Annotated in this window: 8 protein-coding genes; 7 read left to right on the top strand and 1 reads right to left on the bottom strand. The window is 61.1% G+C overall.

What is annotated here, in order from left to right; translation table 11 throughout:
• Positions 1 to 9 precede the first annotated feature (9 nt).
• Positions 10 to 17,778, bottom strand: coding sequence for an immunoglobulin-like domain-containing protein (locus BLR26_RS02510; RefSeq protein ID WP_256326694.1), 17,769 nt, complete (start codon positions 17,776 to 17,778; stop codon positions 10 to 12).
• A 347-nt stretch (positions 17,779 to 18,125) separates the two neighbouring features.
• Between BLR26_RS02510 and BLR26_RS02505 the strand changes: the two genes are divergently transcribed.
• From BLR26_RS02505 to BLR26_RS02475, 7 genes are all read left to right on the top strand, one after another.
• Complete coding sequence (locus BLR26_RS02505) at positions 18,126 to 19,463, top strand: TolC family outer membrane protein (RefSeq protein WP_045201706.1); 1,338 nt, start codon at positions 18,126 to 18,128, stop codon at positions 19,461 to 19,463.
• Positions 19,464 to 19,505: 42 nt separating this feature from the next.
• Positions 19,506 to 21,662, top strand: coding sequence for a type I secretion system permease/ATPase (locus tag BLR26_RS02500; RefSeq protein ID WP_045201708.1), 2,157 nt, complete (start codon positions 19,506 to 19,508; stop codon positions 21,660 to 21,662).
• Between the two features lies 1 nt (position 21,663).
• Positions 21,664 to 23,025, top strand: a complete 1,362-nt coding sequence (locus tag BLR26_RS02495; protein ID WP_176794307.1) for an HlyD family type I secretion periplasmic adaptor subunit — start codon at positions 21,664 to 21,666, stop codon at positions 23,023 to 23,025.
• 247 nt (positions 23,026 to 23,272) lie between these two features.
• Positions 23,273 to 24,172 carry a TauD/TfdA dioxygenase family protein gene (locus tag BLR26_RS02490; protein ID WP_045201711.1) on the top strand — a complete coding sequence of 300 codons (900 nt, stop codon included), beginning with the start codon at positions 23,273 to 23,275 and terminating at the stop codon, positions 24,170 to 24,172.
• A gap of 18 nt (positions 24,173 to 24,190) precedes the next feature.
• The gene (locus BLR26_RS02485; protein ID WP_093377476.1) at positions 24,191 to 25,210 is read left to right on the top strand and encodes an ABC transporter substrate-binding protein; all 1,020 of its coding nucleotides are present in this window, start codon (positions 24,191 to 24,193) and stop codon (positions 25,208 to 25,210) included.
• Positions 25,211 to 25,214: 4 nt separating this feature from the next.
• On the top strand, positions 25,215 to 26,078 hold the full coding sequence (locus BLR26_RS02480) for an ABC transporter ATP-binding protein (protein WP_093377471.1): 864 nt from the start codon (positions 25,215 to 25,217) through the stop codon (positions 26,076 to 26,078).
• Between the two features lie 14 nt (positions 26,079 to 26,092).
• Positions 26,093 to 26,959, top strand: a complete 867-nt coding sequence (locus tag BLR26_RS02475) for an ABC transporter permease (protein WP_093377466.1) — start codon at positions 26,093 to 26,095, stop codon at positions 26,957 to 26,959.
• Positions 26,960 to 26,962: the final 3 nt, after the last annotated feature.

Genomic DNA, 26,962 nt, shown 5'->3' with positions numbered 1-26,962 from the left:
GGCCGTGGATCAGCTGTTGGAGTGGTCGATCTTGATGGTCGGGTCGGCACCGGTTACCAGCGAGTTGATCGTGGTATTGGCCCAGTTGACGCCTTCCAGCTTGATCGTCACATCGGCATTGGCCAGGCCACCTGTGGCATTGAGCTTGCCTTCGGAGCTGACCTGCAGCGTCGACTCACCGTTGACCGTGGTGATCTTCAGGTAGTTGTCGATGGTGCTGGCCTTCTCGCCCTGGAGCAGGTCGCTCAGGTCCAGACGGTCGCCTTCGGCAGCCTTGAAGTCCTTGATCACGTCCTTGCCGGTGTCGCCGGCCTTCCACACGAAGGTGTCGGCACCGCTGCCACCGATCAGGATGTCATCGCCCTTGCCGCCGATGAGGATGTCGTTGCCTTCACCGCCCAGCAGTGTGTCGTTGCCGGTACCACCGAGCAGGATGTCATTGCCCTTGCCGCCATCGAGGTAGTCGTTGCCACCCTGGCCGAAGAGAATGTCGTTGCCGTCGCCACCGATGAGGATGTCGGCGCCATCGTTGCTGCGCGACACATCGAACTCGCTGACGTGCTCGCTGATGTACTGGTGCAGCACACGGCCATCGACGTCACCCAGGGCTACGCCCAGCTTGCCGGCCACGTAGGCCTGCATGGCCTCGACACCGTTGCCGGCGATCGAGTCGAAGCTGACCAGGTCGCCGAACAGGATGTCGTGGCCGTCGCCGCCGCTGACCGTATCGTTGCCCGGCTTGGTGGCCTCGGTGTGTCCGAGGATCGCCTCGGCCAGCTTGCTCGGGTCGATGTTGGTCTGCGGCTTGCCGTCACTGTCGAACGGCTTGAGGTCGTTGACGTTGACGCCACTGTTGAGGCCGATGGCTTCAACGCTGGACAGCCCGCTGAGGATCTTGAAGCCGTCCAGCGAGTTGTTCCAGGTGTCGTTGCTGGTGCCATTGCCCCAACCGGAACGGCTGGACAGCTCGAAGGTGCCGTCGCCCTGGGCACGAATGGTGCCCGAGGTCGAGGTGTACCAGCTGCCGTAGTACTTGTACTGGGCATTGAGGTTACCGTCGGCGTCGATACTGACCCGGTTGTTGCTGTCCAGCTGGTAGCGGTTCAGCGTATCGCCAGGCTTGTAGTTGATCGCCTGGAGGAAGCTGTCCAGGGTCCAGCCGGAGTTGGCCAGCTGCGGGTTGCCTTGCTCGTTGGCCTGGTGGAAGGTCGGTTGGCCGTCGGTAATGAAGAAGGTCTGGTTGCTACCGGTGTTGCCGGCATTCTTCAGGGTCTGGAACCAGTTGGCCGTGGTCTTGAAGGCGTCCTCATAGTTGGTGCCGCCGTCGGAGTACATGGCCTTGAGCGCATCTTTCAGCGCTTGCAGCGAGCCGGCATCGGACAGGTTGACCGAGACTGACTTGTTCACCTGGCTGGAGAAGTCCACCAGCAGGATGTTCACGGTACCCGACTGCGCACCCTTGACGCTGTTGGCCAGGGTGTCGAACACCGACTGCAGGGACTTTTGCGCAGCGTCGACACCGGCGGCTTTCATACTGCCGGAGGTATCGACGATGAACGCCAGGTTGTAGTCCTGCCCCGGTACCACGTGCAGGCCGTTGACGTCGGCGACGACGATGTCGTTGCCGGTGCCAAGCTCGCGGCTGTCGTTCTCGGCCGTCAGGTTGCTGGTGGTGTAGGTATCCGGGTAAACGGTGACCTTGATGGTGCCCTGGGTGAAGTCGGTGCTGCCGTTGGCCTTCTCGGTTGCCCGCGAAGTGACGGTCACATCGAACTGGCCCTGGTAGTAGGCTGGCGGCTTGATGCTCAGGCCGTTGAGGTTCCAGCCGGTGACATCGACTTCGCCCTTGCCGACGGTGACAGTGTGGCCGGCGCCATCGCTGAGCACCGAGCCTGCCGGAATACCGCCGAGCTTGACGTTGAGGGTTTCCGAGCCATCGGTGTCGGTGAGGTTGGTGGCGATACCGACCAGCTTGACGGTGCCGTTCTCGGCGCCTTCATTGAGCTTGTAGCCCTGGTAGTAACCCTCGCCGTTGGCACCGTGCAGCTCGCCAACGGTAACGCCGGCGTTGGTCAGCTCGTTCACGCCCGGGTACATCGGGATGTTGGCGTTGCTCAGGTCAACCGGGGTGCTGCCGTTGACCGACAGGTTGACGTCATAGCTGCCCGGGCCGCTCTGGTTGGCGTGGTAGATGTCCAGGGTGTAGTAGCCGCTGATGGTCGGCTTGAACGAACCACTGATCGCACCGCCTGCGCCCCAGGTCGCCTGGGCCACATTCTTGCCGCCGATGGTGATCAGCAGGCTGTCATCGCCGACACCGCTGAAGCTGTAGGTCTTGCCCGCTTCGAGGTAGATCAGGCCGGAGGTCTTCGAGCCCGAACCGCCGACGACGCTGGCGTCCGACTGGGCGTTGGTGACCTGCGAGCTGCTGTTGGCCTTGCCCGAGTTGTCGAACACAGTTTTCAGCGCATCGCCGGTGATGCCGTTGCCGTTGGTGCCCAGGCCGTTGAGGCTGTTCCAGGTCTCTTTGACCAGGCCAATCGAGTTGACGTTGTTGCTGCCGATGTTCAGGTCAGGCTTGTCGGCCACCGGGGTGATATCGACCTTGATGGTGGCTTCGTTGCCCAGGCCCTGGCCGTCGGTTGGCTTGTACTTGATCTGTGCGTAGTCGGCTTCTTTGTTGCCGACGCCGGTGCCGCCGTTGGCATCGATGCCCGACTCGTTGCGATCCGGCACGAACTTCAGCTTGCCAGCGTCGATGTCGGCCTTGCTGAAGACCTTGCCAGCGTCGGCTTCAGTCAGGGTTTTCCAGACGTTGCCATCTTTGTACTGCAGCACGCCGTCGGCAGGCAGTTTGGTGATGGTCAGGCCCAGGTTGGCTGCCGGGGTGTCGGCATCGGTGATGCCGAAGTTGGCCCAGCTCAGCACCAGGTCGGTGTCTTCGGTACCCGTCACGGCGCCGCCCGCGGCAACCGGTGCCTCGTTGCTGACAATGGTGGTGGTGACACTGCCAGCGCTGCCGCTGATCGCCAGGTTCTCGAAGTTGCCGCCAGTGGCCGAGTCGATCTTCACGGTGAAGTTCTCGGCGCTCTCGGCAATGCCGTCACGGATGATCGGCACGCTGAAGGTACCGGTGTTGCTACCGGCCTTGATCACCACGGTGGCCACGCCGGTGTAGTCCGCACCATTGGTGGCGGTACCGGTATAGGTCAGCTTGATGACCACATCGGTTTGCGCCTTGTTGGTCAGGGTCAGGGTGTAGTTGGCCGAGTCACCTTCGGCCACCGAGGTGGTGCCGGTGATGCTGACGGTGGTGGTGTCGATGGTATCGGTCACCTGGGTGACAGCTGGCTGCTTGCTGATTGCCAGGTCTTCGAAGTTGCCACCGCTGGCGCCGGTAATGGTCGCGTTGACACTGCCGGCATCGATGTACACGTCATCCGCTGGCGCAGGCACGCTGGCAGTGCCGGTGGTCTTGCCGGCCTCGATGGTGATCGTCGCACCGTTGCTCAGGGTCACGGTGACCGCGGTCTGCGCCTTGTTGCTCAAGGTCGCGGTGTAGATGATGTTGCCACCTTCGGCAACCGATGGCGTGGCGCTCAGGGTCAGGTTGGTGGTGTCGATGGTGTCGGTGACGCTGGTCACGGCGGACGAGCCGTCGATCTTCAGTTCTTCGAAGTCACCACCGGTGCTGCCAGTGATTTTCGCACTGACGCTACCGGCATCGATGTACACATCATCGCCAGGGGCGGCGATGGTTACCTTGCCCTCGGTCTGGCCCTTGGCAATGGTGATGGTCTCACCGTTGCTCAGGGTCACTTTCATCTCGGTGCCCGCCGGGTTGCTCAGCTTGGCCACGTAAGTGATCGAGCCACCTTCAGCCACGGTCGGCGTCGCGGTCAGGATCAGGCTGGTGGAGTCCTTGGTGCCCGGGCCGTCGGTGACGGTGGTGCTGGTGTTGCCAGTGCTGACCAGTTTCTCGTAGTTGCCACCGGTGGTGCCGGTGATGCTGTTGGTCAGGGTCGGATTGGTGGTGTGCACGTTGTTCGGTGCAACGTAGTCCACGGTGCCGGTGCTGGAACCTACAGGGATGGTGATCTTCTGGCCGTTGGCCAGGCTGATGACCAGGTCGGAGCCGGTTACAGGCGCGCTGACTTTGGCGGTGTAGGTCACTACGCCGCCTTCGACCACGCTGTTGGTGCTGGCGGTCAGGGTCACGGTGCTGGTGTCGATGGTGTCAGTGACGTTGGTCACTGCCGGTACGTTGCTCACGGTCAGCTGTTCGAAATCGCCACCGGTGGTGCTGGTGACGGTCACGCTCAGCTTGCCGGCGTCGATGTAGACATCGTCGCTCGGGGCATCGATGGTGATCTTGCCTTCGGTCTGGCCCTTGGCGATGGTGATGACTTCACCGTTGCTCAAAGTGACCTTCATTTCGGTGCCGGCCGGGTTGGTCAGCTTGGCCACGTAGGTGATCTTGCCGCCTTCTGCCACGGTGTCGGTAGCCGTCAGCGACAGGCCGGTGTTGTCCTTGGTACCCGGGCCATCGGTGACGGTGACGGTGGTGTTGCCGGCGCTATCGAGCTTCTCGTAGTTACCGCCGGTGGTACCGGTGATGCTGTTGGTCAGGGCAGGGTTGGTGGTGTGTACGTTGTTTGGCGCAACGTAGTCCACGGTGCCGGTGCTGGAACCTACAGGGATGGTGATCTTCTGGCCGTTGGCCAGGCTGATGACCAGGTCGGAGCCGGTTACAGGCGCGCTGACTTTGGCGGTGTAGGTGACCACGCCGCCTTCGACCACGCTGTTGGTGCTGGCGGTCAGGGTCACGGTGCTGGTGTCGATGGTGTCTTTGACGTCGGTGACTGCCGGGGTGTTATCCACAGCCAGTTTCTCGAAGTCGCCACCGGTGGTGCCAGTGACCGTCACGCTCAGCTTATCGGCGTCGATGTAGACATCGTCGCTTGGGGCATCGATGGTGATCTTGCCTTCTGTTTGCCCCTTGGCGATGGTGATGACTTCACCGTTGCTCAGGGTGACCTTCATCTCGGTGCCGGCCGGATTGGTCAGCGTCGCGGTGTAAGTGATCGACCCGCCTTCATTGACCGTTGGAGTCGCGGTCAGCTTGAGGCTGGTGGTGTCGTCGGTGCCTGGACCGTCGGTGACGGTGGTCACCGGGTTGCCCGCAGTGTCCAGCTTCTCGTAGTTACCGCCGGAGGTGCCGGTGATGCTGTTGGTCAGGTCTGGGTTTGTGGTGTGCACGTTGTTTGGTGCAACGAAGTCCACGGTGCCGGTGCTGGAACCTACAGGGATGGTGATTTGCTGACCGTTGGCCAGGTTGATCACCAGTGCAGAGCCGGTCACCGGAGCAGTAACCGAGGCGGTATAGGTAACCACGCCGCCTTCGGTAACGCTTGGAGTCGCGGTCAAAGTGACAGTCGACGTATCGATAGTGTCAGTCACTTCGGTGACGGCTGGGGTGTTATCCACAGCCAGCTTCTCGAAGTCACCACCGGTGGTGCCGGTCACAGTGACACTGACTTCACCGGCGTCGATGTACACGTCATCCGCCGGCGCCGGCAGGGTAATGCTGCCTTCGGTCTGGCCTTTGGCAATGGTGATGACTTCACCGTTGCTCAGGGTGACTTTCATCTCGGTGCCCGCCGGGTTAGTCAGCGTGGCGGTGTAAACAATCGAACCACCTTCTTCAACCGAGCCAGTCGCGGTGAGTTTCAGACCGGTAGTGTCATCGGTGCCTGGGCCATCAGTAACGGTAGTTACCGGATTACCAGCGGTATCCAGCTTCTCGTAGTTACCGCCGGTGGTGCCGGTGATGCTGTTGGTCAGGTCCGGGTTGGTGGTGTGCACGTTGTTCGGTGCAACGAAGTCCACGGTGCCGGTGCTGGAACCTACAGGGATGGTGATTTGCTGACCGTTGGCCAGAGTGATCACCAGGTTCGAACCAGTTACTGGCGCAGTAACCGAAGCGGTGTAGGTAACCACGCCGCCTTCGGTGACGCTTGGAGTCGCGGTCAGGGTGACGGTGCTGGTGTCGATGGTATCGGTGACTTCAGTTACAGCGGCAGCCGGGTCGACTTCGACTTTCTCGAAATCGCCGCCAGTAGTGCCAGTGATGGTCACACTAACTTCACCGGCATCGACGTACACGTCATCCGCCGGCGCAGGCAGGGTAATGCTGCCCTCGGTCTGGCCCTTGGCGATGGTGATGACTTCACCATTGCTCAGGGTCACCTTCATTTCGGTGCCCGCTGGGTTAGTCAGCGTAGCGGTGTAGACGATGTCGCCGCCTTCAGCGACGGAGCCGGTGGCGGTCAGCTTGAGACCGGTAGTGTCATCAGTACCTGGACCATCAGTAACGGTGGTCACCGGATTACCTGCGGTATCCAGTTTCTCGTAGTTACCTCCGGTGGTACCGGTGATGCTGTTAGTCAGGTCCGGGTTGGTGGTGTGCACGTTGTTCGGTGCAACGAAGTCCACGGTGCCCGAGCTGGAACCCACAGGGATGGTGATCTGTTGGCCGTTGGCCAGGTTGATGACCAACGCAGAACCGGTCACTGGAGCAGTAACCGAGGCGGTATAGGTAACCACGCCGCCTTCGGTAACGCTTGGAGTAGCGGTCAGAGTGACGGTGCTGGTGTCGATGGTGTCAGTCACTTCGGTGACGGCTGGAGTGTTATCCACAGCCAGTTTCTCGAAGTCACCACCGGTAGTGCCAGTCACAGTAACGCTGACTTCACCGGCATCGACGTACACGTCATCAGCCGGCGCCGGCAGGGTGATGCTGCCTTCGGTCTGGCCCTTGGCGATGGTGATGACTTCACCATTGCTCAGGGTGACTTTCATCTCGGTGCCAGCTGGATTGGTCAGCGTAGCGGTGTAGATGATGTCGCCGCCTTCAGCGACGGAGCCGGTGGCGGTCAGCTTCAGGCCGGTAGTGTCATCGGTGCCAGGTCCGTCGGTAACGGTGGTCACCGGGTTGCCGGCTGTATCCAGCTTCTCGTAGTTACCACCGGTGGTACCGGTGATGCTGTTGGTCAGATCCGGGTTGGTGGTGTGCACGTTGTTCGGTGCAACGAAGTCCACGGTACCCGAGCTGGAGCCGACCGGGATGGTGATCTGTTGGCCGTTGGCCAGGTTGATGACCAGCGCAGAACCGGTCACTGGCGCAGTAACGGAAGCAGTGTAGGTGACAACGCCGCCTTCGGTCACGCTCGGAGTCGCGGTCAGAGTGACGGTCGAAGTATCGATGGTGTCGGTGACTTCGGTCACGGCTGGAGTGTTATCCACAGCCAGCTTCTCGAAGTCGCCACCGGTGGTACCGGTCACAGTGACACTGACTTCACCGGCGTCGATGTACACGTCATCCGCCGGCGCCGGCAGGGTGATGCTGCCTTCGGTCTGGCCTTTGGCGATGGTGATGACTTCACCATTGCTCAGGGTCACCTTCATCTCGGTGCCGGCTGGGTTGGTCAGTGTGGCGGTGTAAACAATCGAACCACCTTCTTCAACCGAACCCGTCGCGGTCAGCTTGAGACCGGTGGTGTCATCAGTACCTGGACCATCAGTAACGGTGGTCACCGGATTACCTGCAGTGTCCAGCTTCTCGTAGTTACCGCCCGAAGTGCCGGTGATGCTGTTGGTCAGATCCGGGTTGGTGGTGTGCACGTTGTTCGGTGCAACGAAGTCCACGGTACCCGAGCTGGAACCCACAGGAATGGTGATCTGTTGGCCGTTAGCCAAATTGATCACCAGCGCGGAGCCAGTCACTGGCGCAGTAACCGAAGCGGTGTAGGTGACAACGCCGCCTTCGGTGACGCTTGGGGTAGCGGTCAGCGTGACGGTCGACGTATCGATAGTGTCAGTCACTTCGGTCACGGCCGGGGTGCTATCCACAGCCAGTTTCTCGAAGTCACCACCAGTGGTGCCAGTGACAGTGACACTGACTTCGCCCGCGTCGACGTACACGTCATCAGCCGGCGCCGGCAGGGTGATGCTGCCTTCGGTCTGGCCTTTGGCAATGGTGATGACTTCACCGTTGCTCAGGGTGACTTTCATCTCGGTGCCCGCCGGGTTGGTCAGCGTGGCGGTGTAAACAATCGAACCGCCTTCTTCAACCGAGCCAGTCGCGGTGAGTTTCAGACCGGTAGTGTCATCGGTGCCTGGACCGTCGGTGACGGTGGTGACCGGGTTGCCGGCAGTGTCCAGCTTCTCGTAGTTACCACCGGTGGTGCCGGTGATGCTGTTGGTCAGGTCCGGGTTGGTGGTGTGCACGTTGTTTGGTGCAACGAAGTCCACGGTGCCGGTGCTGGAACCTACAGGGATGGTGATTTGCTGACCGTTGGCCAGGTTGATCACCAGTGCAGAGCCGGTCACCGGAGCAGTAACCGAGGCGGTATAGGTAACCACGCCGCCTTCGGTAACGCTTGGAGTCGCGGTCAAAGTGACAGTCGACGTATCGATAGTGTCAGTCACTTCGGTGACGGCTGGGGTGTTATCCACAGCCAGCTTCTCGAAGTCACCACCGGTGGTGCCGGTCACAGTGACACTGACTTCACCGGCGTCGATGTACACGTCATCCGCCGGCGCCGGCAGGGTAATGCTGCCTTCGGTCTGGCCTTTGGCAATGGTGATGACTTCACCGTTGCTCAGGGTGACTTTCATCTCGGTGCCCGCCGGGTTAGTCAGCGTGGCGGTGTAAACAATCGAACCACCTTCTTCAACCGAGCCAGTCGCGGTGAGTTTCAGACCGGTAGTGTCATCGGTGCCTGGGCCATCAGTAACGGTAGTTACCGGATTACCAGCGGTATCCAGCTTCTCGTAGTTACCGCCGGTGGTGCCGGTGATGCTGTTGGTCAGGTCCGGGTTGGTGGTGTGCACGTTGTTCGGTGCAACGAAGTCCACGGTGCCGGTGCTGGAACCTACAGGGATGGTGATTTGCTGACCGTTGGCCAGAGTGATCACCAGGTTCGAACCAGTTACTGGCGCAGTAACCGAAGCGGTGTAGGTAACCACGCCGCCTTCGGTGACGCTTGGAGTCGCGGTCAGGGTGACGGTGCTGGTGTCGATGGTATCGGTGACTTCAGTTACAGCGGCAGCCGGGTCGACTTCGACTTTCTCGAAATCGCCGCCAGTAGTGCCAGTGATGGTCACACTAACTTCACCGGCATCGACGTACACGTCATCCGCCGGCGCAGGCAGGGTAATGCTGCCCTCGGTCTGGCCCTTGGCGATGGTGATGACTTCACCATTGCTCAGGGTCACCTTCATTTCGGTGCCCGCTGGGTTAGTCAGCGTAGCGGTGTAGACGATGTCGCCGCCTTCAGCGACGGAGCCGGTGGCGGTCAGCTTCAGGCCGGTAGTGTCGTCAGTACCTGGACCGTCGGTAACGGTGGTCACTGGGTTGCCCGCAGTGTCCAGCTTCTCGTAGTTACCGCCGGTGGTGCCGGTGATGCTGTTGGTCAGGTCCGGGTTGGTGGTGTGCACGTTGTTCGGCGCAACAAACTCAACCGAACCAGTGCTCTGACCAACAGGAATAGTGATCTGCTGACCATTGGCCAAAGTAATAACCAGCGCAGAACCGGTAACCGGCGCAGTCACCGAAGCGGTGTAAGTAACTACGCCGCCTTCAGCAACACTGCTGTTCGCTGTCAAAGTGACAGTCGAAGTATCAATGGTGTCAGTAACTTGCGTTACAGCCGGAGTGCCATCTACAGCAACTTTTTCGAAGTCGCCGCCAGTGGTGCCGGTAACAGTGACGCTGACTTCACCGGCGTCGATGTAGACATCATCGGCAGGCGCAGCAACGGTAATGCTGCCTTCAGTCTGCCCCGCAGCAATGGTGATCACTTCACCATTGCTCAGGGTGACCTTCATTTCGGTGCCAGCCGGATTGGTCAGGGTGGCGGTGTAAACAATCGAACCACCTTCTTCAACCGAGCCAGTCGCGGTGAGTTTCAGACCAGTAGTGTCATCGGTGCCTGGACCGTCGGTGACGGTGGTCACTGGGTTGCCCGCAGTGTCCAGCTTCTCGTAATTACCACCGGTGGTGCTGGTGATGCTGTTGGTCAGGTCCGGATTGGTGGTGTGCACGTTGTTTGGTGCAACGAAGTCCACGGTGCCGGAGCTTTGGCCGACCGGGATAGTGATCTGTTGGCCGTTGGCCAGGTTGATCACCAACGCAGAGCCGGTCACTGGCGCAGTGACCGAAGCGGTATAGGTGACGACACCGCCTTCGGTGACGCTTGGGGTAGCGGTCAGAGTGACAGTCGAAGTATCGATGGTGTCAGTCACTTCGGTGACGGCTGGAGTGTTATCCACAGCCAGCTTCTCGAAGTCACCACCGGTAGTGCCAGTCACAGTAACGCTGACTTCACCGGCATCGACGTACACGTCATCAGCCGGCGCCGGCAGGGTGATGCTGCCTTCGGTCTGGCCCTTGGCGATGGTGATGACTTCACCATTGCTCAGGGTGACCTTCATTTCGGTGCCCGCCGGGTTGGTCAGCGTGGCGGTGTAAACAATCGAACCACCTTCTTCAACCGAACCAGTCGCAGTCAGCTTGAGACCGGTAGTGTCATCGGTACCTGGACCATCAGTAACGGTGGTCACCGGGTTGCCCGCCGTGTCCAGCTTCTCGTAGTTACCACCGGTGGTGCCGGTGATGCTGTTGGTCAGATCCGGGTTGGTGGTGTGCACGTTGTTCGGTGCAACGAAGTCCACGGTGCCGCTGCTCTGGCCGACTGGAATGGTGATTTGCTGACCGTTGGCCAGGTTGATCACCAGCGCGGAGCCAGTCACTGGCGCAGTAACCGAAGCGGTGTAGGTGACAACGCCGCCTTCAGTCACGCTCGGAGTCGCAGTCAGGGTGACGGTCGACGTATCGATAGTGTCGGTGACTTCGGTGACAGCAGGGGTGTTATCCACAGCCAGCTTCTCGAAGTCGCCACCGGTGGTACCGGTCACGGTCACGCTGACTTCGCCAGCATCGACGTACACGTCGTCTTCTGGAGCTGGAACAGTGATGCTGCCTTCAGTCTGACCCGCAGCAATGGTGATGACTTCACCATTGCTCAGGGTGACTTTCATCTCGGTGCCGGCTGGGTTGGTCAGGGTGGCGGTGTAAACAATCGAACCACCTTCTTCAACCGAGCTAGTCGCAGTCAGCTTGAGACCGGTAGTGTCATCGGTACCTGGACCATCAGTAACGGTGGTCACCGGGTTGCCCGCAGTGTCCAGTTTCTCGTAGTTACCTCCGGTGGTACCGGTGATGCTGTTAGTCAGGTCCGGGTTGGTAGTGTGCACGTTGTTCGGTGCAACGAAGTCCACGGTGCCCGAGCTGGAACCCACAGGGATGGTGATCTGTTGGCCGTTGGCCAGGTTGATGACCAACGCAGAACCGGTCACTGGAGCAGTAACCGAGGCGGTATAGGTAACCACGCCGCCTTCGGTAACGCTTGGAGTAGCGGTCAGAGTGACGGTGCTGGTGTCGATGGTGTCAGTCACTTCGGTGACGGCTGGAGTGTTATCCACAGCCAGTTTCTCGAAGTCACCACCGGTAGTGCCAGTCACAGTAACGCTGACTTCACCGGCATCGACGTACACGTCATCAGCCGGCGCCGGCAGGGTGATGCTGCCTTCGGTCTGGCCCTTGGCGATGGTGATGACTTCACCATTGCTCAGGGTGACTTTCATCTCGGTGCCAGCTGGATTGGTCAGCGTAGCGGTGTAGATGATGTCGCCGCCTTCAGCGACGGAGCCGGTGGCGGTCAGCTTGAGACCGGTAGTGTCATCAGTACCTGGACCATCAGTAACGGTGGTCACCGGATTACCTGCGGTATCCAGCTTCTCGTAGTTACCACCGGTGGTGCTGGTGATGCTGTTGGTCAGGTCCGGGTTGGTGGTGTGCACGTTGTTTGGTGCAACGAAGTCCACGGTACCCGAGCTGGAACCCACAGGGATGGTGATCTGCTGACCGTTGGCCAGGTTGATGACCAACGCAGAACCGGTCACTGGCGCAGTAACCGAAGCGGTGTAGGTGACGACGCCACCTTCAGTGACGCTTGGGGTAGCGGTCAGCGTGACAGTCGAAGTATCGATAGTGTCGGTGACTTCGGTCACGGCTGGGGTGTTATCCACAGCCAGTTTCTCGAAGTCGCCACCAGTAGTGCCAGTCACAGTAACGCTGACTTCACCCGCGTCGACATACACGTCGTCTTCTGGAGCTGGAACAGTGATGCTGCCTTCAGTCTGACCCGCAGCAATGGTGATGACTTCACCATTGCTCAGGGTGACTTTCATCTCGGTGCCGGCTGGGTTGGTCAGGGTGGCGGTGTAAACAATCGAACCACCTTCTTCAACCGAGCTAGTCGCAGTCAGCTTGAGACCGGTAGTGTCATCGGTACCTGGACCATCAGTAACGGTGGTCACCGGGTTGCCCGCAGTGTCCAGTTTCTCGTAGTTACCTCCGGTGGTACCGGTGATGCTGTTAGTCAGGTCCGGGTTGGTGGTGTGCACGTTGTTCGGTGCAACGAAGTCCACGGTGCCCGAGCTGGAACCCACAGGGATGGTGATCTGTTGGCCGTTGGCCAGGTTGATGACCAACGCAGAACCGGTCACTGGAGCAGTAACCGAGGCGGTATAGGTAACCACGCCGCCTTCGGTAACGCTTGGAGTAGCGGTCAGAGTGACGGTGCTGGTGTCGATGGTGTCAGTCACTTCGGTGACGGCTGGAGTGTTATCCACAGCCAGTTTCTCGAAGTCACCACCGGTAGTGCCAGTCACAGTAACGCTGACTTCACCGGCATCGACGTACACGTCATCAGCCGGCGCCGGCAGGGTGATGCTGCCTTCGGTCTGGCCCTTGGCGATGGTGATGACTTCACCATTGCTCAGGGTGACTTTCATCTCGGTGCCAGCTGGATTGGTCAGCGTAGCGGTGTAGATGATGTCGCCGCCTTCAGCGACGGAGCCGGTGGCGGTCAGCTTCAGGCCGGTAGTGTCATCGGTGCCAGGTCCGTCGGTAACGGTGGTCACCGGGTTGCCGGCTGTATCCAGCTTCTCGTAGTTACCACCGGTGGTACCGGTGATGCTGTTGGTCAGATCCGGGTTGGTGGTGTGCACGTTGTTCGGTGCAACGAAGTCCACGGTACCCGAGCTGGAGCCGACCGGGATGGTGATCTGTTGGCCGTTGGCCAGGTTGATGACCAGCGCAGAACCGGTCACTGGCGCAGTAACGGAAGCAGTGTAGGTGACAACGCCGCCTTCGGTCACGCTCGGAGTCGCGGTCAGAGTGACGGTCGAAGTATCGATGGTGTCGGTGACTTCGGTCACGGCTGGAGTGTTATCCACAGCCAGCTTCTCGAAGTCGCCACCGGTGGTACCGGTCACAGTGACACTGACTTCACCGGCGTCGATGTACACGTCATCCGCCGGCGCCGGCAGGGTGATGCTGCCTTCGGTCTGGCCTTTGGCGATGGTGATGACTTCACCATTGCTCAGGGTCACCTTCATCTCGGTGCCGGCTGGGTTGGTCAGTGTGGCGGTGTAAACAATCGAACCACCTTCTTCAACCGAACCCGTCGCGGTCAGCTTGAGACCGGTGGTGTCATCAGTACCTGGACCATCAGTAACGGTGGTCACCGGATTACCTGCAGTGTCCAGCTTCTCGTAGTTACCGCCCGAAGTGCCGGTGATGCTGTTGGTCAGATCCGGGTTGGTGGTGTGCACGTTGTTCGGTGCAACGAAGTCCACGGTACCCGAGCTGGAACCCACAGGAATGGTGATCTGTTGGCCGTTAGCCAAATTGATCACCAGCGCGGAGCCAGTCACTGGCGCAGTAACCGAAGCGGTGTAGGTGACAACGCCGCCTTCGGTGACGCTTGGGGTAGCGGTCAGCGTGACGGTCGACGTATCGATAGTGTCAGTCACTTCGGTCACGGCCGGGGTGCTATCCACAGCCAGTTTCTCGAAGTCACCACCAGTGGTGCCAGTGACAGTGACACTGACTTCGCCCGCGTCGACGTACACGTCATCAGCCGGCGCCGGCAGGGTGATGCTGCCTTCGGTCTGGCCTTTGGCAATGGTGATGACTTCACCGTTGCTCAGGGTGACTTTCATCTCGGTGCCCGCCGGGTTGGTCAGCGTGGCGGTGTAAACAATCGAACCGCCTTCTTCAACCGAGCCAGTCGCGGTGAGTTTCAGACCGGTAGTGTCATCGGTGCCTGGACCGTCGGTGACGGTGGTGACCGGGTTGCCGGCAGTGTCCAGCTTCTCGTAGTTACCACCGGTGGTGCCGGTGATGCTGTTGGTCAGGTCCGGGTTGGTGGTGTGCACGTTGTTTGGTGCAACGAAGTCCACGGTGCCGGTGCTGGAACCTACAGGGATGGTGATTTGCTGACCGTTGGCCAGGTTGATCACCAGTGCAGAGCCGGTCACCGGAGCAGTAACCGAGGCGGTATAGGTAACCACGCCGCCTTCGGTAACGCTTGGAGTCGCGGTCAAAGTGACAGTCGACGTATCGATAGTGTCAGTCACTTCGGTGACGGCTGGGGTGTTATCCACAGCCAGCTTCTCGAAGTCACCACCGGTGGTGCCGGTCACAGTGACACTGACTTCACCGGCGTCGATGTACACGTCATCCGCCGGCGCCGGCAGGGTAATGCTGCCTTCGGTCTGGCCTTTGGCAATGGTGATGACTTCACCGTTGCTCAGGGTGACTTTCATCTCGGTGCCCGCCGGGTTAGTCAGCGTGGCGGTGTAAACAATCGAACCACCTTCTTCAACCGAGCCAGTCGCGGTGAGTTTCAGACCGGTAGTGTCATCGGTGCCTGGGCCATCAGTAACGGTAGTTACCGGATTACCAGCGGTATCCAGCTTCTCGTAGTTACCGCCGGTGGTGCCGGTGATGCTGTTGGTCAGGTCCGGGTTGGTGGTGTGCACGTTGTTCGGTGCAACGAAGTCCACGGTGCCGGTGCTGGAACCTACAGGGATGGTGATTTGCTGACCGTTGGCCAGAGTGATCACCAGGTTCGAACCAGTTACTGGCGCAGTAACCGAAGCGGTGTAGGTAACCACGCCGCCTTCGGTGACGCTTGGAGTCGCGGTCAGGGTGACGGTGCTGGTGTCGATGGTATCGGTGACTTCAGTTACAGCGGCAGCCGGGTCGACTTCGACTTTCTCGAAATCGCCGCCAGTAGTGCCAGTGATGGTCACACTAACTTCACCGGCATCGACGTACACGTCATCCGCCGGCGCAGGCAGGGTAATGCTGCCCTCGGTCTGGCCCTTGGCGATGGTGATGACTTCACCATTGCTCAGGGTCACCTTCATTTCGGTGCCCGCTGGGTTAGTCAGCGTAGCGGTGTAGACGATGTCGCCGCCTTCAGCGACGGAGCCGGTGGCGGTCAGCTTCAGGCCGGTAGTGTCGTCAGTACCTGGACCGTCGGTAACGGTGGTCACTGGGTTGCCCGCAGTGTCCAGCTTCTCGTAGTTACCGCCGGTGGTGCCGGTGATGCTGTTGGTCAGGTCCGGGTTGGTGGTGTGCACGTTGTTCGGCGCAACAAACTCAACCGAACCAGTGCTCTGACCAACAGGAATAGTGATCTGCTGACCATTGGCCAAAGTAATAACCAGCGCAGAACCGGTAACCGGCGCAGTCACCGAAGCGGTGTAAGTAACTACGCCGCCTTCAGCAACACTGCTGTTCGCTGTCAAAGTGACAGTCGAAGTATCAATGGTGTCAGTAACTTGCGTTACAGCCGGAGTGCCATCTACAGCAACTTTTTCGAAGTCGCCGCCAGTGGTGCCGGTAACAGTGACGCTGACTTCACCGGCGTCGATGTAGACATCATCGGCAGGCGCAGCAACGGTAATGCTGCCTTCAGTCTGCCCCGCAGCAATGGTGATCACTTCACCATTGCTCAGGGTCACCTTCATTTCGGTGCCAGCCGGGTTGGTCAGCGTGGCGGTATAAACAATCGAACCACCTTCAGCAACCGAGCCAGTAGCGGTCAGTTTAAGACCGGTAGTGTCGTCAGTACCTGGACCATCAGTAACGGTAGTCACCGGATTACCGGCAGTGTCCAGCTTCTCGTAGTTGCCGCCGGTGGTGCCAGTGATGCTGTTGGTCAGGTCCGGATTGGTAGTGTGCACGTTGTTCGGCGCAACAAACTCAACCGAGCCAGTGCTCTGACCAACAGGAATAGTGATCTGCTGACCATTGGCCAGAGTAATAACCAGCGCAGAGCCAGTCACCGGCGCAGTAACCGAAGCGGTGTAAGTGACCACGCCGCCTTCAGCAACACTGCTGTTTGCGGTCAGGGTGACAGTCGAAGTATCGATGGTGTCGGTAACTTCGGTGACCGCCGGCTGGTTGCTGACCACCAGGTTTTCGAAGTTGCCGCCATCGACCTTGTCGATGCTGACGCTGACGTTGCCGGCATCGACATACACGTCATCGCTCGGCGCCGGCACGGTGACGCTGCCTTCGGTCTGGCCGGCGGCGATGGTGATCACCGCGCCGTTGCTCAGGGTCACGGTCACCGGGGTGCCGGCCGGGTTGGTCAGGGTCGCGGTGTAGATGATCGAGCCGCCTTCGGCGACGCTGCCGGTGGCGTTCAGGCTCAGGCCGGTGTCATCGATCGAGTCGGTGATGGTGGTGACCGCCGGGTTCGGGTTCGGTACCAGGTTCTCGAAGTTGCCACCAGTGGCGCCAGTGATGGTGGTGCTGACGCTGCTGCCGTTGTTGTAGACGTCGTTCGGCGGCGTCTGCACATCAACGGTGCCGGTGGTCTGGCCGGCGCCGATGGTGATGGTGCTGCCGTTGGACAGGGTGACGGTCACCGGCGTCTGCGCCGGGTTGGTCAGGGTGGCGGTGTAGGTGATCACGCCGCCTTCGGTGACACTCGGGTTGGCCGTCAGGCTGACCGTGGTGGTGTCGATGGTGTCGGTGATCTGGGTCACTGCCGGGGTGGTGTCCGGGGTGATGATCAGGCCCGCGCCGCCGGTGGTGCCGGTGATGGTCGCGGAGATTTCACTGCCGTCCAGGTACACGGTGTCGTTCGGCGGGATGGTCACGCTGACGCTGCCGCTGGTCTGCCCGGCGCTGATGACGATGACCTGGCCGTTGGACAGGGTCACGGTCAGGTCGGTCAGCGGTGGCTGGCCCAGGGTGGCGGTGTAGATGATTACGCCACCCGCCTCGGTGATCGACGGCGTGGCACTCAGGCTCAGGCCGGATTCGCGTGTAGGCGTGGTGGTGTTGGGGTTGTTGGCATCGTCCCGGCCGCCCAGTTCCTGGGTCGCAGCGCCGGTGACAAAGCCGATCGGGCCGGTTGGGAAGCCAATGGTCGGGTCGACCGAGCCTGCCGTGGCGTCGAGCATGACGAAGCTATGGCCACCACCGGCCGCGCCGCCGCTACCGGCGGCCGACGGGCCTGCTGCGGTGGCTTCGAGTTCGGTGGTCGGGTCAGCGCCGGCGGCGATGGCCTGCTGCAGCTCTTCGACCGAAGGCGCAGCCTGGGCGGTTGCTGCCGCCAGGTCAGTGCTGCTGTCCGGGGCCTCGGCACTCCACTGGGTGTCACGGCCCAGGTCCAGGGTGCGGCCGTCGGCCAGTTCCAGGGTGACGGCGCCGGCCAGGCCAGTGAGCACCTGCTCGCCAGCGAACAGGCGGTCACCTTCGATGAGTACACGTTGAATCCCTTCTGGGGATACGGCGATTACTTGGCCAACAATGCTTTTGACGATGGCAACAACACTGCTCATTGGACTCTCCGGGCTACCCGTTCAATTTGGCTTCCATGCCAGCCGGCGCTGAATTGCCGCTTTCTGATGGAATGTTTCAATAGTATGTTTGGTGCTTTTGACGTCAATATATTGTCGATAACTGTTGGCTATTAAGTTTATGCCAAAGTATTGACCTTCCTGCTGCCATCCTAAACAATCAGCACCGTAATGTCACATTGATATTTGAGCGGCTGCCACTCTTCCTCCGTACGAACCAAGTACCCCTTCGGAAGTTTCCGACATAAGGTCATTCCGGTTGCCATTTTCTAATGCAGCAACGATTTCTGCTGTGATTTGGGACAAGACGTCCCTGGGAAAAAAGTTAAATGCGCGCGTCACTGTTCACTGCTCTTCCTTTCGTCCTCGCCACCAGTTTCGTTCAAGCACAGAGCCTGCCAGAGGCCATGCAGAAAGCCCTCGAGGTACACCCGGAAATCCAGGCCGGGGTTAACAGCCGAATCGCTGCCGATTACCAACTGCGCGCCGCCAAGGGTGGTTACCTGCCACGTGTCGATGTGCTCGCCGGTTATGGCCGTGAAGGTACCGACAGCCCGAGCACCGGCAACCGCTGGGAAACCCTCAACCGTGGTGAGTCGAGCGTGCGCCTGCGGCAGATGGTCTTCGACGGTTTTGCCACCTCGAGTGAAGTTGGCCGTCAGCAAGCCACCGTCAACTCCCGCGCCTACTCGCTGCTGGGCGCCTCCGAGCGCACCGCGTTGACCGTTGCCCAGGTTTACCTGGACGTCCTGACCCGTCGCGAGATGGTCCGCCTGGCAGAAGACAATCTGCGTAGCCACGAACGCATCTATGACCAGATCAAGCTGCGCACTGCCCGTGGTGTCGGCCGCCTGGCCGACCTTGACCAGGCCGAAGCGCGCCTGGCCCAGGCCCGCAACAACCTGATCACCGAGCAGACCAACCTGGCCGATGCCAAGACCAACTACCTGAGCGTGGTCGGTCAGTTGCCGGACGAGTTAAGCAGCCCTGCGCCGTTTGTCGACCTGTTGCCGGCCAACCTCGACGAAGCCCGTCAGCAGATGGTCGAGAGCAGCCCGATCCTGCGTTCGGCAGAGTCCGATATCGCCGCGGCGGAGAAGCAATACGAGGCTGCAAAGTCTACTTTCTATCCGCGTTTTGATGCAGAACTCGGACGGACGGCCGATAACGATCTGGATGGCATGAACGGCCACAACAACGAATGGCAGGCTATGCTGCGTATGAGTTTCAACTTGTATGCCGGCGGCAGCAACAAGGCCGACCTGGAATCCAAGTCGTACCTGACCAATCAGGCGCTGGACATTCGCAACAATGCCTTGCGCCAGCTCAATGAGGAGCTCGGCCTGGCATGGAACGCTATGGACAACGCCAATGCGCAGGTGCCGATCGCCCAGCAATACGTCGATCACAGCAACAGTGTGCGCAGCGCCTACCAGAAGCAGTTCAGCCTGGGCGAACGTACCTTGCTAGACTTGCTCGACAGCGAGAATGAACTCTTCACTGCCCAGCGCCGTCTGGCTGAAGTGAAGAACAGCCAAGTGTTTACTCAGTACCGAATCAAAGCGACCATTGGTCAACTGCTCAAGAGCCAGGGTGTTGTCGCACCGATGGCCTCCGTGGTGCAGAACGACCTTAAACCGAAAGTGAACCTGCCAGGCATGAACTGAGGTTCACTGTTATAGCCAACCGCAACCGTTAAGAGAGCCCGCGTGGAATCAGAAGTCAGTCGAGTCCAGCTCAGCCATGATCCACGCAGTCAGCACGACGATCCGTTGCTGGACAGCCTGCTGTCTCTCTGCGTGCTGCACCAGAAGCCCGCCAGCCGGGCCATGCTGACCACCGGCCTGCCGTTGCCGGCCCAGCGCCTGAGCCCGGAGCTGCTGCCGCGTGCGGCGGCCCGTGCCGGCCTGCAGGGGCGCTTGCTGCAACGCAAGCTGGAGCAGATCCCGAGCATCGCCATGCCGGCGATGCTCCTGCTCAAGGACGGTCGCAGCACGGTGTTGCTCGGTTGGGAGAATGAGGACACCGCGCGCCTGTTGCTCAGCGAGAGCGACGGCGGCGAGGTGCACGTCAGCCGCGAAGCGTTGCTGAGCGACTACAGTGGCCGGGTGTTCTTCGCCCAGCCGCAGCACAAGTTCGACGTCAACCACGGCAACCTGATTCCGCGTGCGCGTTCGTGGTTCCGTGACACCCTCAAGCGCAGCCGCTGGCTGTACATCGACGCCATCGCCGCAAGCCTGGTGATCAACCTGATCGCCCTGGCCGCGCCGCTGTTCGTGATGAACGTCTACGACCGCGTGGTGCCCAACCAGGCCACCTCGACCCTGTGGGTCCTGGCCCTGGGGATTTCCGGTGCCTACATCTTCGATCTGATTCTCAAGGGCCTGCGCAGTTTGTGCCTGGACCTGGCCGGGAAGAAGACCGACCTGATCATCTCGGCGACGCTGTTCGAACGCATCGTCGGCATGGCCATGAAGTACCGGCCGGCACGGGTCGGCAGCTTTGCCCAGAACATTCATGAATTCCAGGGCCTGCGCGATTTTCTTGCCTCGCTGACCCTGACCAGCCTCATCGACCTGCCGTTCACCCTGTTGATCCTGCTGGTGATCGCCATCATTGGCGGGCACCTGGTGTGGATTCCGATCATCGCCTTCCCGCTGGCCCTGGGTATCGGCTACGCCCTGCAAAAGCCGCTGGTGGCGACCCTGGAGCGGACCATGGCCCTGGCCTCCGAGCGCCAGTCGAGCCTGATCGAAACCCTCGCCGGGCTCGATGCGGTCAAGGTCAACAACGCCGAAAGCGAACGCCAGTACATGTGGGAGCAGACCATCGGCACCCTCAGCCGCCTCGAGCTGCGGGTCAAGGTGCTCTCGGGCCTGGCGATGAACATTACCCTGCTGATCCAGCAACTGGCCGGCGTGGCGCTGATTTGTGCTGGCGTCTACCAGATCATGGCCGGCAATCTGAGCATGGGCGGCCTGATCGCTTGCTACATGCTCAGTGGCCGGGCCCTCGGCCCACTGGGCCAGCTTTCCGGTTTGCTGACCCGTTACCAGCAAGCCAAGGTGACCATGGTCTCCACCGACCAGATGATGGAGCTGCCGCAAGAGCGCAACTTCGAAGAGCGCCCGCTGAGCCGTCAGGTACTGCAGGGCGCCATCGAGTTTCGCGGCGTCGATTTCACTTATCCCAACCAGCAGAACCTGGCGCTCAAGGGCGTCAATGTGTCGATCCGCCCCGGCGAGAAAATCGGCATCATCGGTCGCAGCGGCTCGGGCAAGAGCTCGCTGGCCAAACTCATCGTCGGCCTCTATGAAGCCGATGCCGGCTCGTTGCTGGTCGATGGCGTCGACATCCGCCAGATCGACGTCAGCGAGTTGCGCCACAACATCGGCTACGTGCCCCAGGACATCCAGCTGCTGGCCGGTACCCTGCGCGACAACCTGGTCAGCGGTGCGCGCTATGTCGAGGACGAAATGGTCCTGCAGGCGGCCGAGCTGTCCGGGGTTCACGAATTCGCCCGGCTGCACCCGCAAGGTTACGAGCTGCAGGTCGGCGAGCGTGGCCAGAATCTTTCCGGTGGCCAGCGGCAGAACGTTGCCCTGGGCCGCGCCTTGCTGCTCAACCCGCAGATCCTGCTGCTCGACGAACCGACCAGCGCCATGGACAACACCGGTGAAGAACGCCTCAAGCAACGCCTGCAAGCGGTTATCGAGAACAAGACCGTGGTCCTGGTGACGCACCGGGCTTCGCTGTTGTCACTGGTCGACCGCCTGATCGTTGTCGATCGCGGGCAGATAGTCGCGGATGGCCCGAAAGCCGCCGTCATGGATGCGCTGAAGAAGGGGCAGATCAGTGTTGCTTAAGATGGATATGGGCCAGATCAAGGACAGCCTGCGCAGGTATTTCAAAGGTTCCGAATCGCTCAGCGGCCAGCCGCTGCCCGAGGTCAACAAGGCGCTGATCGAAGATGCGCCGCGCATCGTGCGCCTGACCATCTGGGGGGTAATCGGATTCTTCCTGTTCCTCGGGCTCTGGGCCAACTTCGCCATTATCGACGAAGTTACCCGTGGCGAAGGCAAGGCGATTCCGTCGTCGAAACTGCAGAAGATCCAGAACCTGGAAGGCGGCATCGTCGCGCAGATCTACGCCAAAGAAGGCGAGATCGTCGAAGTCGGCGACCCCTTGCTGCGCCTGGACGACACCCGTTTTGTCTCCAATGTCGGCGAGACTGAGGCTGATCGCCTGGCCATGGCCCTGCGCGTCGAGCGCCTGAGCGCCGAGGTTGAAGACCGGCCGCTGAAGATCGACGAAGAAATCCGCAAGGCTGCGCCAAGCCAGGCCGCCAACGAAGAATCCCTGTACCAGAGCCGTCGCCAGCAACTGCAAGACGAAATCGGCGGCCTGCAGGAGCAACTGGTACAGCGCCAGCAAGAGCTGCGCGAGTTCAGTTCCAAGCAGGGCCAGTACCGCAACAGCCTGCAGCTGCTGCGCCAGGAAATCAGCATGTCCGAGCCGCTGGTGGCCCAGGGCGCAATCTCCCAGGTTGAAGTGCTGCGCCTCAAGCGTGCCGAGGTTGAAAACCGCGGCCAGCTGGATGCCACCTCGCTGGCGATCCCGCGGGCCGAATCGGCGATCAAGGAAGTCGAGCGCAAGATCGACGAGACCCGCGGCAAGTTCCGCAGCGAAGCCCTGACCCAGCTTAACGAGGCGCGCACCGACCTGAGCAAGGCCCAGGCCACCGGCAAGGCCCTGGACGACCGGGTCAACCGGACCCTGGTGACCTCGCCGGTGCGCGGTATCGTCAAGCAGCTGCTGGTCAACACCGTTGGCGGTGTAATCCAGCCGGGCAGCGACCTGGTCGAAATCGTCCCGCTGGACGACACCCTGCTGGTCGAAGCGCGCATCCGCCCGCAAGACATCGCCTTCCTGCACCCGGGGCAGGAGGCGATGGTCAAGTTCACCGCCTATGACTTCACCATCTACGGCGGCCTCAAGGCCAAGCTCGAACAGATCGGCGCCGACACCATCACCGACGAAGACAAGAACACCTTCTACGTGATCAAGCTGCGCACCGAGCGCAGCCACCTGGGCACCGACGAGAAGCCGCTGTTGATCATCCCGGGGATGGTCGCTTCGGTGGACATCATCACCGGCAAGAAGAGCGTGCTGAGCTACCTGCTCAAGCCGATCATCCGCGCCCGGGCCGAAGCGCTGCGCGAGCGTTGACAGCATCGCGGGGCAAGCCCGCTCCTACAGGGGTGTGTAGGGGCGGGCTTGCCCCGCGAAGAGGCCCGCAACCTCACCATATGCTTATGCACTAAAGATATTTAAATTCTTCCTCTTATGACTTTATAGTCGATCCCCTGCGTACCTGCCGACCAATCGGCGCGCCGCACGACCGAACCAACACGGAACACCGTGAGTTTCTGATCGATGCGCGCACCTTTGGGCGCGCTCTGCGTGGGAGTGAATCATGTCAGCGGCCTCTAACGCCTTGTCGTCCATCGACAGCGCACAGCAGCAAGCCTTCGAAATCCTGCCGTTCAGCGGTGCCGTCGGCGCCGAGATCATCGGCCTGGACCTGAGCAAACCCGTCAGCGGCGAAGATTTCACCCGGATCCACCGGGCTCATCTCGACCACCATGTGCTGGTGTTTCGCGACCAGCGCATCAGCCCCGAACAACAGATCGCCTTCAGCCGCCGTTTTGGTGAGCTGCAGATCCACGTGCTCAAGCAGTTCCTGCTCAGCGGCCACCCGCAAATCCTCATCGTCTCCAACATCGTCGAGAACGGGCAGAACATTGGCCTGGGCGACGCCGGCAAGTTCTGGCACTCGGACCTGTCATACAAGGAACTGCCAAGCCTGGGCTCGATGCTGCACGCCCAGGAGCTGCCCAGCGAAGGCGGCGACACCCTGTTCGCCGACATGCACAAAGCCTGGGACGGCCTGCCCGAGGCCCTGCGCAAAGCCGTTGAAGGCCGCAGCGCCGCGCATTCCTATACCGCTCGCTACAGCGAGACCAAGTTCGAAGGCAACTGGCGCCCGACCCTGACTGCCGAGCAACTGGCGCAGGTGCAGGAAGTGATTCACCCGGTGGTGCGCACCCACCCGGAAAACGGCCGCAAGGCGCTGTTTGTCAGCGAAGGCTTCACCACCCGCATCGTTGGCCTGCCCGACGATGAAAGCCGGCAGATCCTGACCGAGCTCTACGCCCACAGCGTGCTCGAGCAGAACATCTACCGCCATCAATGGCAGCCCCATGACCTGGTGTTCTGGGACAACCGCTCGTTGATCCACCTGGCCAGCGGCTGCCCTGCGCACCTGCGCCGCAAGCTGTACCGCACCACCATCCAGGGCGATGCCCCGTTCTGATCTTTCGAGGAGTACAGCATGCGCAAATCAATCAGCCGCCTGGCGGCCAGTATCGGCCTGGGTGCCAGCCTGCTCGCCGGCAGCCTGGTGGCGCCGGCCACGGCCCAGGCCGAAGGTGAAATCCGCATTGCCGAGCAGTTCGGCATCGTTTACCTGCTGCTTAACGTGGTACGCGATCAGAACCTGATCGAAAAACACGGCAAGGCGCAGGGCATCGACATCAAGGTCGACTGGACGCAATTGTCGGGCGGCGCAGCGATCAACGACGCCTTGCTCTCAGGCTCGGTGGACATCGCCGGTGCCGGCGTCGGCCCGCTGCTGACCATCTGGGACCGCACCCAGGGCCGGCAGAACGTCAAGGCCGTGGCTTCGCTGGGCAACTTCCCTTATTACCTGGTGAGCAGCAACCCGAAGGTCAAGACCATCGCCGACTTCAGCGAGAAAGACCGCATCGCCCTGCCGGCGGTGGGTGTCTCGGTGCAGTCGCGCTTCTTGCAGTACGCCGCCGCCAAGCAGTGGGGCGACAAGGAATACAACCGCCTCGACAAATACACCCTGGCCGTCCCTCATCCGGATGCCACTGCGGCCTTGCTGGCCGGCGGCACCGAGCTCAACGCGCACTTCTCCAACCCGCCGTTCCAGGACCAGGTGCTGGCCAACAAGGACGTGCACGTGGTGCTCAACACCTACGACCTGCTCGGCCCGAACTCGCCGACCGTGCTGTTCGCCACCGAAAAATTCCGCAACGACAACCCCAAGACCTACAAAGCCTTTGTTGATGCCCTGGCTGAAGCCGCCGAGTTTGCCCAGAACGACAAGGCAGCCGCAGCTGACACCTACATTCGCGTGACCAAGGCCAAGATCGACCGCGAGGCGTTGCTGAAGATCATCGACAACCCGCAGTACGAGTTCAGCGTGACGCCGAAAAACACCTACCCGCTGGCCGAATTCCTCTACCGCGTGGGCGCGATCAAGCACAAACCCGAATCCTGGAAAGACTACTTCTTCCAGGACGAGAAACCGCTGCAAGGGAGCTGACCGGATGAACACCCCATTGCCAGGCCACACGGTCAGCAAGCTGAGCAGCGTCGCCACGCCGCCGCTGCTGCAGGTAGATAACCTAAGCCTTGAATACCGCACCACGCAGCGCGTGGTGCGGGCTACCCACCAGGTCAGTTTCGAAGTGGACAAAGCCGACCGCTTTGTCCTGCTCGGGCCTTCGGGCTGCGGCAAGTCGACCCTTCTCAAGGCGGTGGCCGGCTTCATCGAGCCCAGGGAAGGGCAGATCCGCCTGCAGGGCCAGGCCGTGCAGGGCCCGGGCCCGGATCGCATCGTGGTGTTCCAGGAATTCGACCAGCTGCCGCCGTGGAAAACCGTCAAGCACAACGTGATGTTCCCGTTGCTCGCCTCCGGCACGCTCAAGCGCAAGGAGGCTGAGCAGCGCGCCTTGCACTACCTGGAAAAGGTCGGTCTGGCGGGTTTCGCCGATGCCTATCCGCATACCCTGTCGGGCGGCATGAAAGCCCGCGTGGCGATTGCCCGGGCGCTGGCCATGCAGCCGAAGATCCTGCTGATGGACGAACCCTTCGCCGCCCTCGACGCCTTGACCCGGCGCAAGATGCAGGAAGAGCTGCTGCTGCTCTGGGAAGAGGTGCGCTTCACCCTGTTGTTCGTTACCCATTCGATCGAAGAGGCGCTGGTGGTCGGCAACCGCATCCTCCTGCTGTCGCCCCATCCGGGCCGGGTACGCGCTGAAATCCACAGCCACCAGTACAACCTGCAAAGCCTGGGCGCCAGTGATTTCCAGGCCTCGGCGCGGCGTATCCACCGCTTGCTGTTCGACGATGATGCCCAGGTCGAGCACGACCCGGCGTTGGGTTTCGCCGACATTCGCATTGCCTACTGACCGGGAGTTTTGCCATGACCACGATTGTTACGCCGCGTCAGGAATACGAAGTGGTTCTCGAACCGTTGCTCAGCGTTCCGCTTGAGCGCCAATTGCCGCTCGGCCAGCGCCTCTGGCAACAGGGCTGGCTGCGCAAGGGCCTGATCCTGATTCTGCTGGCTCTGGCCTGGGAAGCCATCGCCCGCTATCAGGGCAACGACCTGCTGCTGCCGAGCTTTTTACAAACCGCCGCGGCCCTGTACGACGGCCTGCTCAGCGGCGAGTTGCTGGCCAAGGTTGGGGTGTCGCTGGTGGTGCTGCTCAAGGGTTACCTGCTGGGCATCGTGCTTGCGTTCGGCCTGACCAGCCTGGCGGTGTCGACCCAGTTCGGCCGCGACCTGCTCAGCACCCTGACCTCGATGTTCAACCCCTTGCCGGCGATTGCCTTGCTGCCCTTGGCGCTGCTGTGGTTCGGCCTGGGCGACAACAGCCTGATCTTTGTGCTGGTGCACTCGGTGCTCTGGGCCCTGGCGCTGAATACCTACGCCGGCTTTCTCGGCGTCTCCGAGACCCTGCGCATGGCCGGGCGCAACTATGGCCTGCGCGGCTTGCGCCTGGTCGTGCATATCCTGATTCCGGCGGCGCTGCCGTCGATCCTCTCGGGGCTGAAGATTGGCTGGGCCTTTGCCTGGCGCACGCTGATCGCCGCCGAGCTGGTGTTCGGCGCCACCAGCGGCAAGGGCGGGCTGGGCTGGTACATCTTCCAGAACCGCAACGAGCTGTACACCGATAAGGTGTTCGCTGGCCTTGCGGTGGTGATCTTGATCGGCTTGCTGGTCGAGAGCCTGGTGTTCAACACCCTGGAGCGCATCACTGTGCGTCGCTGGGGCATGCAGCGCTGAGCG

Source organism: Pseudomonas sp. UC 17F4 (assembly GCF_900101695.1).
Classification (GTDB): Bacteria; Pseudomonadota; Gammaproteobacteria; order Pseudomonadales; family Pseudomonadaceae; genus Aquipseudomonas.
Note: the sequence above shows the minus strand (reverse complement) of the source record. Positions and strands in the feature narration are given on the sequence as shown.